The sequence below is a fragment of the Psychrobacter pygoscelis genome, from assembly GCF_004335015.1.
Classification (GTDB): Bacteria; Pseudomonadota; Gammaproteobacteria; order Pseudomonadales; family Moraxellaceae; genus Psychrobacter; species Psychrobacter pygoscelis.
Window position 1 is genome coordinate 511,357 of the sequence record NZ_RQRU01000001.1, and the last position, 15,283, is coordinate 526,639.

Genomic DNA, 15,283 nt, shown 5'->3' on the forward strand with positions numbered 1-15,283 from the left:
TTTACCATTAGTAATAAATTTTAATAATTTGAGTTTATCAGCTACTGGCACTTATAGTGGCTTTCTATTGAACTCGTTTTTAATGTTTTATTTTACCCCGTCCACTTCATCACCAAGGAGAGTATTGATGTCGACTTATACATCAGCAATTGATCATATCCGTGAATTAAAACAAAAACATGGCAACTGGCAAAACATTAGCGAGACTGATGCCGCACGAATGATCGTGCAAAACCGCTTTAAAACTGGCGTTGATATTGCTAAATACACAGCCGATATCATGCGTAAGGATATGGAAGAGTACGACGCTGATACTTCTAAATATACGCAGTCTCTAGGTGCGTGGCACGGCTTTGTCGCTCAGCAGTCTATGTATGCTGCTAAAAAATACTTTGGTACAACCTCTAAGCGCTATATCTACCTATCTGGTTGGATGGTTGCCGCTCTTCGCTCTGAGCTTGGTCCATTACCTGACCAATCAATGCACGAAAAAACGACAGTTCCTGACCTAATCAGAGAGATCTACACCTTCTTGCGTCAAGCAGATGCCAAAGTGTTGAATGACTACTTCCGTGAGCTAAACGCTGCTAAAGAAGCTGGTCAAGACACTAGCGAAATCCAAGCTAAGATTGATAACTTTGAATCTCATGTAGTGCCAATTATCGCCGATATCGATGCTGGATTCGGTAACGAAGAAGCGACTTACTTACTGACTAAAGCAATGATCGAAGCGGGTGCTTGTGCTATCCAAATCGAAAACCAAGTGTCTGACGCTAAGCAGTGTGGTCACCAAGCCGGTAAGGTCACTGTACCGCACGAAGATTTTATCTCTAAGCTAAACGCTATCCGCTATGCTTTCTTAGAGCTTGGTGTGGACAACGGTATTATCGTTGCTCGTACGGATTCTGAGGGTGCTTCATTAACCCAGAAAATCCCAGTATCTCAAGAGCCAGGTGACTTGGCTTCTAAATACATCGACTTTATCGATGTAGAAGAGATTGATATCTCTGAAGCTCGTGAAAATGACGTATTGCTTAAGCGTGATGGCAAGCTAGTTCGTCCAGTTCGTCTGCCAAACGGTCTATACTCTTTCCGTGAAGATACAAACGTCGATCGCGTTGTCCTTGACTGTGTTACTGCTTTGGAAAACGGTGCGGATCTACTTTGGATCGAGACTCCTACGCCAGACGTCGCTCACATCAAATCAATGGTCGACCGTATCAAAGAGCAGCAGCCAAAAGCGAAGCTGGTTTACAACAACAGCCCATCATTCAACTGGACGCTCAACTTCCGTAAGCAAGTTATTGCTAAGTGGGAAGAAGAAGGTAAAGACGTCTCAGCCTATGATAAAGACAACTTAATGAGTGCTGAATACGACGGTACTGATCTTGATAAAGCGGCTGACGATGCTGCTCGCAACTTCCAACGTGATGCCTCACGTGAAGCTGGTGTCTTCCATCATCTAATCACCCTACCGACTTACCACACCACTGCCCTAAGCGTGCATGAGCTTGCTAAAGGCTACTTCGGTGAAGAAGGTATGCTTGCGTATGCCGCTGGTGTCCAGCGTAAAGAAATCCGCGAAGGCATCTCTTGCGTTAAGCACCAAGCCATGGCAGGTTCTGACTTAGGCGATGATCACAAAGAGATCTTCTCTGGTGACAACGCGCTAAAAGCTGGCGGCGAAAAGAACACGATGAACCAGTTTTAATTAACTGCTCGTCTATAAGAGTTACTTAGTCTTAACAAAACCGCCCTACTTAATTGTAGGGCGGTTTTATTTTTTGCTATCTTTATTAATACTCTATATTAGTACTCTATATTAGTACTCTATACACCTATCACGTGGCTTACTTAAGCACAGTAGCCGATATAAGCTACAACTTATAGTAATAATTAAATGCAACAGTGTCAGACTCAATAATATCATATTTAGAAATAAAGGTAACTCAGCAGCCTTACTCAAGTAAGTTAACCCTCATAACCGACTATCTCTAACCAGTATTCTCGTCTTTATCATCAAACAGTCCAATATTACCAACATTATTTCAATATTAGCCTTAAGAAGAGCAATCGTTATTTTGCTCATCGTCAAATCAAGCTTAATACCATTTTTACTTTTGTTCGATAGACCTTTAATAGTATCGTCACTTATAGCGTTAGTTTAACCATCTCTCTAAATTATTCACTTAATTAGTAATTTTATTCTGCACCAAGATAGATTGTCATTAATATGTCATGTAATTTTACTTGTCATTCACCTATCACTCCCATACGATATAGTGAAGATTACTATTTGTAACTACAGAGGAAGGCCATGCAAGAGATTGAACTGAAGTTTTTAGTACCCGAATATAAGGTTGAGGCCTTAATGCGGCAGGCCAATATTAAATCTTCGGAAACCTCCCAATTAGCAGCACACTATTTTGACACGCCAGAACAGAGTTTGGCTAAGGCGGGAGTTGCTTTAAGAATACGTAAAGAAGGTGAAGATTGGGTACAGACCATCAAAGCCGCTGGTGATGGTATGGTCGCACGTCTTGAGCACAACCATATCTTAGACAAAGAGGCTACTGAGCAGGCTATCAATGACGGAGAGCTGCTACCAGATTTGAGCGTCTATGAAGAGGTGGAGACAGCTTCAGCACTCAAGGACTTTAAGTTAAATAAACTGGCCAAAAATCTACTATGCCAATATGTCACTGATGTTAAACGCATCACCCGATTTATTAAAAAAGATGGCAATGTTATCGAGGTTGCTTATGATACGGGTGTGGTCACTCATGGCGAAGATGACAGTCAACATAGCGATGTCAAAGAGATAGAGTTTGAACTGGTTCAAGGAGATACCAACTACTTATTTGAAGTCGCTAAGACTTGGTGCAAACGCTATAAGCTGTGTGTGTCTACAGTGACTAAGGCCGAGCGTGGTGGTCTATTATTGGCAAACAAAGACCATGTCGATGCCGTGAAGTCAGACCTCAGTCAACTCAATATCGATAGCGGTATGAGTCAGGCGGCTTTCATGCGTGCCGTGGTACACAACTGCATGTTACAAATTCTCCCTAATGCCAGTGCAATCGCGGCTGGAAGCGAAGATGGCAACCATGTACATCAGCTTCGTGTCGGTATTCGCCGACTGCGGACCGCGCTGAAATTCTTCGAAGGGTTTTCAGACAGTATTAACAATGACTGGACACCAGTACTTAAGCAGACTTTTAGTCTACTTGGAGAGTATCGAGATCGTGAGATTCTACAAGTTAAAACTCAGCCTATGCTAGAGGAGCACGGCGCACCCTTTGTCGACTGGTCCCCTGAGCGCGAAAGCCTTAAAGTTATGCCGATCGATGCTGTTCGTGCTAATGACTTCCAGCTCACTTTACTAGAGCTGATTGAATTCAGTATGTCGCCTGCGGACGAAGATGATAGCAGCAAGCCTGCCAAAGCTAAACTGAGTAAGATACTGGATAAGCTATTTGGCAAAATAACTAAGGCCAGCGATCATTTTGCTGATCTTGATATCGAAGCCCAGCATGATGTGCGTAAGCGTCTCAAAAGCCTACGCTATATCAGTGAGTTTGCAGCGCCCATGTATAAAAAGAAAAAGACCAAGCGCTTTTTGAAATACTTAGAGCCCGCCCAAGATATCTTAGGTGAATACAACGATGACTTGGTCGGTCACCGCTTTTATCAAGAAAAAGCGCAGTCAGATGCCGCCGCTTGGTTTGCTGTCGGCCACTTCGGTGCTCAAGAGAAACATGCAGCCAAAGAATGCGCTCAAAGTCTCATGACAGTCAAAGACGCCCCGACTTTCTGGTAAAGTGTTCGCATAACGATTTTAGAGCAAAACGACTTAAAAAGCCGCTAAATCTTAGCGGCTTTTTTAATACCATGCAGATCAGGTATTTAGATAATCTTTAACTAATTACCTTGTGTCTGCATCATAGCCAACTAACTATTACCGCTACCTAATAGCAGTAATAAATTGACTGTTCCTCCGCACAGCATCAATGTGACTTCAGTATATTTTGCCATCAATTAACGATATCAACGACTGTCCCTTCTTCGACTTGGTCAAACAATACAGCGATGTCTTCATTACGCATTCGGATACAGCCATGGGACAAAGGCACACCCATAGGCTCGGTATCAGGCGTACCATGAATATAGATATAACGCTGATAAGTATCACAGACCCCGCACTCATTACTGCCTTTATTACGGCCTTCCTCGCAGCCATCCAACCATAAGATTCGGCTTAATATCCAATCCCTATCCGGATACTTCTCCCCAAGTTTTTGATCATAAATTTCACCAGTAGCGATACGGCCAATAAATACTGAATTTATCGGGGCTTTAGCACCAATCTTAGCAGCAATAGTATGACGGCCCAATGGCGTCTGCCCACTGCCCTCTACACTACCCACACCATTTTTGGCCGTTGATACTGAATACCGCTTAATCAGCTTGCCTAATCGGTAGTGACTTAGGGTTTGTGCAGCAATACTGATGACCAAGTATGATGGTAATTTATCCGTATTACCATCAGTACTCTCGGCGTGGTAGCTGTTAGCACTATTGTTAACCTTGTTATTACTACGATTGATAGGGTCATCAGGCTCTGAAGAAGCACGATTACTTGGGCGAACTTGACTCATAATTAAATACTCTTTTAGCACTAAGTTATTATAGTATGCCCCCTTTGTATCAACACTGGTCCATCAAAAAAGGGAGGTTAATTGCAATTATCTTTCTCATCTAGCTTCAAAGCTGCATCAGTGGCTTTATAGGATTGTCACTTGATTTATTTTGACTAACAAAGGGAGGTTAGAATTTAGTAGTAACCTCTGATGACACTATGCGCGAAAATTAATTAACGCTATAGACTAAGCTCTTAGCGAAGCTCAAAGGTTATGATTGGACGATAAGGCGTATTTAGGGATTGTATCATGACGATACTCACCTTATTATAAACTCACATTTCTAACTGCTGTATTCTTATGAATTATATCTCACCGACACGGGTGTCGATTTATGACTTCTTGACCGAAGACACCTTGCCGCTGACCGTATTACTGGCAGATATCGCCAAACTATCCCTACCTCAAGCCCAACTCGCCCAGTCAGCAAGTATTCAAGCCATTGTAAGCGCTTTGTTGGCTTATCAAGCTCGTCACGGGGGCACAGCGGTAATTAAAAAGCTCTTTTCGCGTAATGGCATCAAAGAGCTGCGCCAGTATAACTCTATGAACTTTGTGACTATAGACGCCGCTTTTTATCATCGTCAAGCTGTTACTGAAGCGCTATTTGCCGACTCACGCAGTATGTCCAAAGTCGCTGAGCATATTGCCTCGCATATCGATGCACCGCTTTCACGAGTCTATATACTATTAACCACACTTTGTGTTATCTGTTTAAGAGAGCTGGCAATCTTGACCGACTATGCTCAATTGGACGGTGATGATGTCGACAATTGGCTAAATCTTCAGCCTCAATTTTTGCACTGCTCACGCTTTGATGCCGTCTCTCAAAAGTCTAGTGACTCCAGCAAGAGCGAGGCTTTAGAATCAGCTGTAGAAATGGCCGAACAATCTACTATCGGCAGCCCTTTAACATCAACGAATACAGGGTTTCAACCACCAAAGTTTGATCCCTTTTGGCACCGTCTTTTGGGCTATTCACCACCCGCTAATCTGCCGACCCCTGCCAACGAAGATGAAGTGCCCCACTATGCCAAACTGATTGGCCGCTCATCTGAGAATGCCAGTCAAAGTCTACATGATGAGCTCCTAGTCTTCGCGCCCATGACTTCTATCTCTCTTCCCCATCAGCGCTGGTTATTACAATTGGCCAAAATTAGTGATATATATCTAAGTCGTCATCGTCTGCGCATTGCCTCTGAACCTATGACGCCGCCAAGCCGCCCTTTGGTCAACCTTGGACTGCTTAGCAATCCCGCCCCAGCACCTACCACAGCGCATAACAGTGCTACCAGCAAAGATACTCCTTCAACGCCGCTATGGAGAAATCCAGTAATTTTGTTAATCATCCTAGTTATTGGTGGTCTTAGCATACTGGCCTTATTAAAGTATCAATCGCAGCAAGGTCAGAAGGTGGTAGTTGCGGCAGCGCAAGAATCAGACCCCAGTACTGATCTTGGTCAAGGCGCTGCTAATGACATAGTGCTCCCGGCGGATACCCCTCAAGCTGCTGATGTTCATTAATATCTATAGCCCTAAAATAGAACACTGGCAAAATAGACCGCCCATATAATCAACCCACTCAAAATTTATCATAACGTCACTGGCATAAGCTTATCCTCGCCTCAGCCGTAGCATAATATTTAGCCGGAAACTTATATTAGCGTCTCTCAGTGTGCACCGTCTATTTGAAATAAAATTGACTAGCTCATAAAAAAAGCAGAGACACGAGAGCCTCTGCTTTTTATCAAAAGTAACGTTAAACTGCGGATGCAGACTTATTTAGATAAGTCACGACCACGGCTAGCTTCAATGGCTAGACGCAGACCATTTAAGCGAATAAAGCCTTCAGCATCTTTTTGATCATACGCACCCGCATCGTCTTCAAATGTGGCTATCTTCTCATCAAATAGTGAGTCCTCTGACTTACGGCCGACGACGCTAACATTGCCTTTATACAGCTTCACTCGAACTGTACCGTTGACGTACTCCTGCGACTTATCGATCAGCGCTTGAAGCATTTCACGCTCAGGGCTGAACCAATAGCCATTGTAGATAATCTTCGCATAGCGTGGCATTAGCTCGTCTTTAAGATGTGCAGCTTCACGATCTAACGTTAAGGACTCAATACCACGGTGCGCTTTAAGCATGATAGTCCCTGCTGGCGTCTCATAGCAGCCGCGAGACTTCATGCCGACATAGCGGTTTTCGACAATATCTAAGCGACCAATGCCATGCTTACCACCGATCTCATTGAGCTTGGTCATCACTTCAAATGGCTTTAGACGCTCACCATCGATAGCGACGATATCACCTTTTTCGTACTCAAGCTCTAGATATTGAGCTTCGTCAGGTGCTTTTTCTGGGCTTACCGACCAGCGCCACATATCCTCTTCAGCTTCCGCATAAGGATCTTCTAAAATGCCACCTTCATAAGAGATGTGCAATAAGTTGGCATCCATAGAATAAGGCGACTTTTTCTTATTGGCCGCAAAGTCGATTGGGATATTATGCTCTTCTGCATATTGCATTAGGCTTTCGCGGCTAGATAGATCCCACTCCCGCCATGGCGCGATAGTTTTGATCTCTGGCGCAAGGGCAATAGCACCTAGCTCAAAACGAACTTGATCATTCCCTTTGCCAGTAGCCCCATGGCTGATAGCGTCAGCGTTGTGCTCTTTAGCAATCTCAACTAAGCGCTTGGCAATAAGCGGTCTGGCAATGGAGGTCCCTAATAGGTACTCGCCCTCGTAGATGGCATTGGCACGAAACATCGGAAATACGTAATCACGGGCGAACTCTTCGCGCAGATCTTCGATATAAATATTCTTGATACCCATCGCTTCAGCCTTGGCACGTGCAGGCTCAACTTCTTCGCCTTGACCAATATCAGCAGTGAAAGTAATGACTTCCGCCTCATAGGTTTCTTGTAGCCATTTGGCGATAATTGAAGTATCTAGACCACCTGAATAGGCCAAGACAATTTTATTAATATTCTTTGGATCAAGTTTAGACATAGAACATCCTTATGTAATGAAGCGAGAGTGAAACTAAGTAAGTGTAATTGATTAAAGTTATTAAAAATAATACTGGTGCTCAAATACTGCCATTCCTAACACAGTTAATGGACCTTACTGGCAAGTCCAATCTAGTCTCTCTAAGGATGACTTGTAACTCAGTTAGGATATTGAGGTATGATTAACATCGCATGATGTGACAGCTTAAGCCAGCTTGGTTCACTGAATAGTCTGATAAGTTAGCAGTATTATCTTGCTATGCTAATTACTAGGCTTCTTAACTTATCGAAGTATTTAACCAAGACAACCAACAATTATAGGATAGACTCTCTAGCTATGTTAGTAAACCCTTGGTTAATAAATGTCTACTGCAAAATAGCCTTAGCCATTTTCAGCCGTTAAACGTCAATTTTGGTAAATGAGGCCACGTCCTAGTATTGACTTATCTCTAAGCACTCGTCCAGCACATATTTAGAGCAATAACCACCAATAGTCACAATCATTAGTCTAAAAGTCATCGATTAAATCTAGGGGGAAATATACCAATTCATGCTCTATCACTCATTTAGTCACTGCATAAAACCTGTTATTATATCCGCATTCTTATTTGTATACCGACCATATCTATGACAGTCCAGACCTTGACCCCCGAATCCAATTCAGACTCAAATTCTAGCACTTCGTCTACGGCCAGCACAGAAACCGAGATTCGCTTGTCTTCCTCAGAAGCACCCGCTAAGACCGTGACCATAACTCAACCCGATGATTGGCATATTCACCTTCGTGATGGGGCGGCACTGCCTACTACGGTAGCGCATGCTGCGCAGAGCTTTAACCGCGTCATATGTATGCCAAATCTAGTACCGCCAGTCAAAACAACGGCTGAGGCTATCGCTTATCGTGAGCGTATTCTGGCTGCACTTGATGCCTCTTCAATAGCGCAGGCTAGAAAGGATGCTTTTGACCCACGCATGACGCTATATCTTACCGATCATACGACAGCGAAAGATATTCAAGAGGCTGCAAAGTCGGGACTGGTTCAAGCTGTCAAGCTCTACCCTGCTGGCGCTACCACCAACTCCGCGGACGGGGTTACCGATATTAATAAATGCGTCGATGTCTTTGACGCGATGGAAGCTCATAACCTACCACTGCTTATCCACGGTGAAGTCACAAGCGCTCATGTGGATATCTTTGATCGAGAAAAGCGTTTTTTAGATGAGGTTCTTAGTCAGATTATCGCTAAGTTTCCGACACTTAAAATCGTCGTTGAGCATATCACCACCAGTGATGCCGCTGACTTTGTCTTGGAGCAAGGCAATCAAGTAGCCGCGACCATCACGCCGCAGCATTTACTCTTTAACCGCAATCATTTATTGGTCGGCGGCATCAAACCGCATTTTTATTGCTTGCCTATCTTAAAGCGTGAGCAGCATCAACGTGTACTCCTTGATGTAGCCACTAGCGGTAATCCTAAGTTCTTTTTAGGAACTGACTCAGCGCCGCATGCCACCCACGCCAAAGAAAATGCTTGTGGCTGTGCAGGTTGTTATAGCGCGGCTAATGCGCTTCCGCTCTACGCTACTGCTTTTGATAGTGTGGGTAAGATTGATAAACTAGAAGGCTTCGCTAGTCGCTTTGGTGCTCAGTTCTATGGCCTACCGATCAATCAAGGCACCATCACCTTAATAAAACAGCCTATGACAGTGCCCAGCGCCTATCCTTATCTTCAAAGTAGCGCCGACAATAATACGTTAATCCCGCTAATGGCAGGTGAGGTCTTACCGTGGTCGATCAAAGGATAGCCTTTATTATTCATTAATCACTAGCTGTCGTAGAACGACTATCGAATTTATCTGACATTTATCGCTACTATCGCGCTACCCCTTAGCGACTCCCCAGTATTTTTCTGAAGTTTTTTCCGATATAGGGAGTGTCAGATTTAAGTTCGCTCCTTTATCTTTTGATGATTTTCATCCTTTATTTAACTGATACTTTGTATGAATAAGTCTAGCATTACCTCGTCAACTGATGAGCTTAAAACTGTACAACCGCCTAACACCGCTCTAGATAATCATCTTGATGAGTCTGGCTCTACTGATGTTGTGCCTGACAGTAATACGCCCTCATCCAGCGCACCTATCAACAAGCTCAGCGAACGCTTTCGCAAGTTTATGCCGGTCGTCGTCGATGTAGAGACCGCTGGATTTAATGCGCAAACTGATGCCTTACTAGAGATCGCCTGCATTCCTATCTTGATGGATGAGAATGGCCGCTTCTATCAGGGCGAGCCGTTAAACGCCCATATTGAGCCTTTCGAAGGGGCCAATTTAGAGGCACGCGCCCTAGAGTTCACCGGCATTGATCCTAGTAACCCCTTAAGAAAAGCCATTGCCGAAGACGAGAAGGTAGCGCTTAGACGATTGTTCAAAGGCTTAAAAGAAGTGCGACGCGATCATGATTGCCGTCAATGTGTCTTAGTCGGTCACAATGCCCACTTTGATCTAGGTTTTTTAAACGCTGCTATAGAACGTACCAATAGCAAAAATCATAGCCCTTTTCACGCCTTTTCAGTCCTAGATACCGTATCGCTCTCTGCCTTAGCTTTTGGTCAGACCGTGCTAGCCCGAGCCTGTAAGGCTGCTGGTATCGATTTTAACGGCAGTGATGCTCACTCCGCACTTTATGACACGCAAAAGACCGCTGAACTTTTTTGTCACATTTTAAACAACTATCCTATGCTGCCTAATGCTTTACATACTGATCAAAGACCAGTCGAGTTACAGGATAGTGACACTCAGTAAGCAGCGTCTGTTTAATACATTTATCCATCTTTATGTCGCTACTTAGGCAGCTGTTAATCGTTAACCTTTTACTTGCTAAATTATGACTAACTATGCTGTCATGATATTCTCTGGTCTACCATCGCCGGTTATATGCTCTTTGCCATCATTGTCAGCTTGTTGATATCCTTGTGGATTCGCCACTATTTAAAGCAGTTTGAGATCAGCTCTTCATGTCCAATGCAACAGACACCGATACCGCTTAAAAAAGTTAAAAAAAGGTCTTGACAGCATTTTATTTTGACTTTAGAATACGCACCACTTCGACATTAACGGTGAAAGCGGTCGAGGTTAATACTAGTCCCCATCGTCTAGAGGCCTAGGACATCGCCCTTTCACGGCGGTAACCGGGGTTCGAATCCCCGTGGGGACGCCAAATATCTGTGAGCTATTTACACTGTTCTATAGCCCACACTAAAAAAGCCAAGTCTAAATAGATTTGGCTTTTTTATTGCCTAAATTTTGCTTATCGGCTCTAAATTGGAATTATGGTTGCTAGCAAGTCATTTTTTACCCGTGACTCATTACCGTATTAGTTTTCATATGATTAACTAGATTACCAGCGCTACAACCATTGCAAATCCACTGACACTTATATGTTAAAAACTTGTCGAATTCAGTAGCCACCAGTTAACTATAAGCAGCAAAATCAGCATAGCTTGAATAAATAAGAATGCTTGGTGCATACTGACCAATCTAGTCAAGGTTAGACCCAAGGTATTATATCGTAGAGGTCTGGCAAACTCATGCTCATGGTCGACAGCATATTCTTTTAACAACGCCAAAAAATCTTTCCAATCATCACCTTGCCAGTTATCTGGTCGAAAAGGTAATAGATTTTTTAGGGCAACCTCTTTGACCATACCCTTTTGTAGCACCCAAGACTGAAGCGCCCACTTCTCAAATGAGCGCTGCATAATTCTATCATAGTACAAAATCTGCATTTCTTGATGACGGCTATCTACTAATAGCTCGTTTTTTAGATTGGTCAAAGCTTGCTCATTACCCTCAACATACTGAAAGAAATAACCGTTACCATAGCAAAGAATGCCAGTAATCTGATTCAGAAGATTATTATGAATAGAGGTTTTAGAGATATCATTCAGCGTCCCTGCACTTATTAATCCTCCAGAAGTGATTCGACTAATATAAGCCATGCCAAAAAGCTCCTCTGAGCCTTCTTTAGTAGGTGCAATGAGTGATGGCAAATAATCTCTCCTAAATAAGCCAACTATCTATTGGCTGACTGAAATAAAACCCCTACGTTGTGAGTAAGGTGACTGACAGTTTGCCGTTAATAGAGTAGTGAAGAATTTTGATAGGTATTTACAATAGATACTTCATTAGTAAACTATTTTTATTAGTTAAAGCACTAAAGTCTTAACTTCTAACGATTGAATAACCTCTACTATGAGCATGGAATTTGCCTCGAACTAAAAATCCATTATTACAATATTGATTAGACACAGTAATAAGCATTCAATAAAAGATATCTTTAGCAGAAAATTAATTGAAACTTATCTATTAAACCCTCTAGAAAGGGTTTAATTAAAGGAATTATAGGATTTTAATATGTCTAAGAAATAGATAGATTGATAATTGAATAGTTACTACTACTCATCTATACAGATAGGAGTCACGTTAGAGAACCAAAACTGAAAGTTTTTAGTAGATTTTTGCATCATAAACATTCTTATTTACTAAAGCAATTACTTTAATCAATTTATAGAATTAAATTTACTAGATAGAACATCTCTTATAAAAAACTATCCTTGTTTATTAAATTAATATTTAATTATTTTTAAACACATAAACTTTTTTGTTTAAAGACACTAATCTATTTAATTTTATAAGGGTACAGTTAATATTTTACCTTGACTGCTGCAGTCATTATTTCTTAACTTTTAAGATAGAGTCAATCCATTTCAGACTTGACACAAAGTCGCTGGGATAAATTGTCGCCCGTTTCAGTCATCTCATGACCTCTAGCCAGTAAAACTATCCCAGTTCCGCAGGATAATACAACGACTCTATTTTATTTAGAAGCGACTATGCTCTAGATAATTTCGCTATTAGCAATTATTGTAGGCTAATAATAGCCTGCAACATTGGTAAATCTTCAGCGTAAGTTAGTTTTAAATTCTGTCGACTGCCATTTACTAGCCTGATTGCCATTGACAGCGCTTCAAAAGCACTGGCCTCGTCTGTAATCTCTAGATGATTCTGGGCAACGTGAGCCAGTACCTTTTGTAACGCGCCTAATCGGAACACCTGCGGTGTCTGCGCCTGCCATAATCCATTTCTATTCACTGTATGGGCGATATATCGACTCTCATTAGTTTTAGACTCAGATTGCGCTTTTAGTGTATCGGCCACAGGCGTCGCCAAAATTGCGCCAAACTTTTCTTGCTTAGCTGCTTCGATCACAGCTTCTATATCCTTTACCGGGACAGCGGGCCTAGCTGCATCATGGATGACGACTAAATCCTGACTACAACCGCCATCATCAATAAGACGCTGCACGCCTGCTTGTACCGACTGCCAGCGCTCACTTCCACCAATAGCAAAGCGTACGTCCATATCGAAGCTAAGCTCACGGCAGTAATGATCGTCACTGGCGATTACTATTAGACAATTATCGATATAGCGGCTTGTTGCCAATCTGGCAACACTGTGCTCAAGTAATGTTCTATCGTTTAGTTTCACGTACTGTTTAGGCTTATCTGCGCCAAAACGGCTGCCTTTTCCAGCCGCGACTATCAGCGTATGAATTTGTAGTTCCTTGTTGGCTAGATTGGCGCTATCAGTGTCTATATTAAGCATATATTTAAAGTCATGGGTCATAGGGCGTCAAAAGTCTGTGGTTATCAATAGGGGATGATTAACTAACATGATTATGAGCTTTGATAAAAAAAACGACAGTCAGAAATGGATTCCAACTGTCGTAATCGATGAATAATCCTCTTAAGCTATTATTGAGCTTGTAAGGTAGTGGTCGTCGGTGCTGTGGATAGCTGAACAAAGGTCTCATTAGGCTTGATAAGACCTAGATCTAGTCGCGCATGCTCCTCTACCGCCTCTAGGCCCGTCTTTAAATCATGAACATCAGCACGCAAGATATTATTATCAGCGACTTGATTGTCATTGATCTGCTGCTGCTTTTCAATTTCAACCATCAACTCTTCGTGCTGTGAATGTCCATTTTCTCCTAGCCAATACTGATACTGCAGTCCTAGCAGAACCGCAATGGCGACAATCAATAACAGAAACTGGCTAAAATACTTCATTGAGCTTACTCGCCTCGTAACCCAATAAACTCTTGGGCACCGCGGTAGCTTGCACGGACTTGCTGCTCGATGCGGAGCAGTTGATTGTATTTAGCGACGCGATCTGAGCGGCATAGCGAACCTGTCTTGATTTGTCCAGCCGCAGTACCAACCGCTAAGTCAGCAATAGTACTATCTTCTGTCTCTCCTGAGCGGTGTGAGATTATCGTCGCATAGCCATTTTTCTTAGCCATGTAGATAGCATCTAGCGTCTCTGACAGCGTACCGATCTGATTGAATTTAATCAAGATAGCATTGGCAATCTTCTTATCGATACCTTCTTGCAAGATAGCAGGATTGGTCACGAATAAATCATCTCCAACCAACTGAACTTTATCACCAATTTGCTGGGTCAAATACGCCCAACCATCCCAGTCTCCCTCATCAAGACCATCTTCAATAGAGATAATGGGATACTGATTGGTCAACCCTACTAGGTAATCTGAGAATCCTTGACTGTCAAAAGCCTTATTGCCCTCGCCCGCTAAGATATACTGGCCATCCTTATAAAACTCACTAGCAGCACAGTCTAAGGCCAAATAGATATCTTTACCTGGGGTATAGCCGGCTTTCTCAATAGCAGACATAATAACAGTAATGGCCTCTTCATTACTACGTAGATTAGGCGCAAAGCCACCTTCATCACCCACCGCAGTATTTAGACCTTGAGCCTTTAGTACTGACTTTAAGCTATGAAATACTTCGGTACCAGCGCGAAGGGCATCAGAGAAGTTTGTGAAGCCCACAGGCTCAATCATAAACTCTTGAATATCCACAGTATTATCTGCGTGCTCGCCACCATTTAGGATATTCATCATCGGTACTGGCATAGTCAGTGATGTCTGACTGCGCAGATTAGCTATGTACTGATGTAAAGGCAAGCTTTGCGCTTTTGCCGCAGCCTTTGCAGCTGCTAGCGAGACAGCCAGCATAGCATTTGCCCCCAAGTTTTCTTTGTTATCTGTGCCATCTAGCGCAATCATAGCATCATCAATACGCTGCTGATCGGCTACATCAGTATCTACCAAAGCCGATCGAATCTGGCTATTGACATTGGCTACCGCTTTTTTGACACCACGGCCAAGATAGCGATCTTTATCTCCATCGCGAAGCTCTAACGCTTCTCTAGATCCTGTCGAGGCGCCACTCGGTGCTGCGGCGCGGCCAAGGGTACCATCTGCCAAAATAACATCTGCTTCAATCGTTGGGTTGCCACGTGAGTCTAGAATTTCTCTAGCGCGTATATCTTTGATTTCAGTGCCGTTTTTTGTGTCTTCAGCGTACATAATATCTCCAAACGAGGTAAGGTAGTTAATTCGATAACAAGTTTTTATTCAATCATCTTCTATTTGGCCATAACGACATACGAGCAATCGGCTCTGCGTTCTGGCAGTATT

11 protein-coding genes and 1 tRNA gene are annotated in these 15,283 nt (G+C 42.9%); 6 read left to right on the forward strand and 6 right to left on the reverse strand.

All coding sequences use genetic code 11. The features are described 5' to 3' along the window. Positions 1 to 127: 127 nt before the first annotated feature. Both EGV92_RS02075 and EGV92_RS02080 read left to right on the forward strand, forming a co-directional pair. Positions 128 to 1,711, forward strand: a complete 1,584-nt coding sequence (locus EGV92_RS02075; protein ID WP_131667551.1) for an isocitrate lyase — start codon at positions 128 to 130, stop codon at positions 1,709 to 1,711. Between the two features lie 606 nt (positions 1,712 to 2,317). Then, positions 2,318 to 3,820 (forward strand): CYTH and CHAD domain-containing protein, encoded by a 1,503-nt coding sequence (locus EGV92_RS02080; RefSeq protein WP_131667552.1) that lies wholly within the window; start codon positions 2,318 to 2,320, stop codon positions 3,818 to 3,820. A 214-nt stretch (positions 3,821 to 4,034) separates the two neighbouring features. On the opposite strand, the gene EGV92_RS02085 is transcribed toward EGV92_RS02080, so the two are convergent. Beyond that, positions 4,035 to 4,658, reverse strand: a complete 624-nt coding sequence (locus EGV92_RS02085; RefSeq protein ID WP_131667553.1) for a L,D-transpeptidase — start codon at positions 4,656 to 4,658, stop codon at positions 4,035 to 4,037. Between the two features lie 342 nt (positions 4,659 to 5,000). Here EGV92_RS02085 and EGV92_RS02090 point away from each other — a divergent pair, with 342 nt between their 5' ends. Next, positions 5,001 to 6,224, forward strand: coding sequence for a hypothetical protein (locus tag EGV92_RS02090; protein ID WP_131667554.1), 1,224 nt, complete (start codon positions 5,001 to 5,003; stop codon positions 6,222 to 6,224). Between the two features lie 254 nt (positions 6,225 to 6,478). On the opposite strand, the gene EGV92_RS02095 is transcribed toward EGV92_RS02090, so the two are convergent. Then, a complete protein-coding gene (locus tag EGV92_RS02095; RefSeq protein ID WP_131667555.1) occupies positions 6,479 to 7,717 on the reverse strand; it encodes an argininosuccinate synthase in 1,239 nt (412 codons plus the stop codon). Between the two features lie 626 nt (positions 7,718 to 8,343). Between EGV92_RS02095 and pyrC the strand changes: the two genes are divergently transcribed. The 3 genes from pyrC (at position 8,344) to EGV92_RS02110 (ending at position 10,936) form a co-directional block, all read left to right on the forward strand. Beyond that, the gene (gene pyrC / locus EGV92_RS02100) at positions 8,344 to 9,522 is read left to right on the forward strand and encodes a dihydroorotase (RefSeq protein ID WP_131667556.1); all 1,179 of its coding nucleotides are present in this window, start codon (positions 8,344 to 8,346) and stop codon (positions 9,520 to 9,522) included. Between the two features lie 195 nt (positions 9,523 to 9,717). Next, positions 9,718 to 10,521, forward strand: coding sequence for a ribonuclease T (gene rnt / locus EGV92_RS02105; protein ID WP_131667557.1), 804 nt, complete (start codon positions 9,718 to 9,720; stop codon positions 10,519 to 10,521). Positions 10,522 to 10,860: 339 nt separating this feature from the next. Continuing rightward, a tRNA-Glu gene (locus tag EGV92_RS02110) sits at positions 10,861 to 10,936 on the forward strand. A 223-nt stretch (positions 10,937 to 11,159) separates the two neighbouring features. Here the strand turns inward: EGV92_RS02110 and EGV92_RS02115 are convergent. The 4 genes from EGV92_RS02115 to eno form a co-directional block, all read right to left on the reverse strand. Next, positions 11,160 to 11,768 (reverse strand): BLUF domain-containing protein, encoded by a 609-nt coding sequence (locus EGV92_RS02115; RefSeq protein ID WP_131667558.1) that lies wholly within the window; start codon positions 11,766 to 11,768, stop codon positions 11,160 to 11,162. 871 nt (positions 11,769 to 12,639) lie between these two features. Next, positions 12,640 to 13,404, reverse strand: coding sequence for a 2-C-methyl-D-erythritol 4-phosphate cytidylyltransferase (gene ispD / locus EGV92_RS02120; protein WP_341352795.1), 765 nt, complete (start codon positions 13,402 to 13,404; stop codon positions 12,640 to 12,642). 128 nt (positions 13,405 to 13,532) lie between these two features. Next, on the reverse strand, positions 13,533 to 13,847 hold the full coding sequence (locus tag EGV92_RS02125) for an FtsB family cell division protein (RefSeq protein ID WP_131667559.1): 315 nt from the start codon (positions 13,845 to 13,847) through the stop codon (positions 13,533 to 13,535). A 5-nt stretch (positions 13,848 to 13,852) separates the two neighbouring features. Then, on the reverse strand, positions 13,853 to 15,172 hold the full coding sequence (gene eno / locus EGV92_RS02130) for a phosphopyruvate hydratase (protein WP_131667560.1): 1,320 nt from the start codon (positions 15,170 to 15,172) through the stop codon (positions 13,853 to 13,855). Positions 15,173 to 15,283 lie beyond the last annotated feature (111 nt).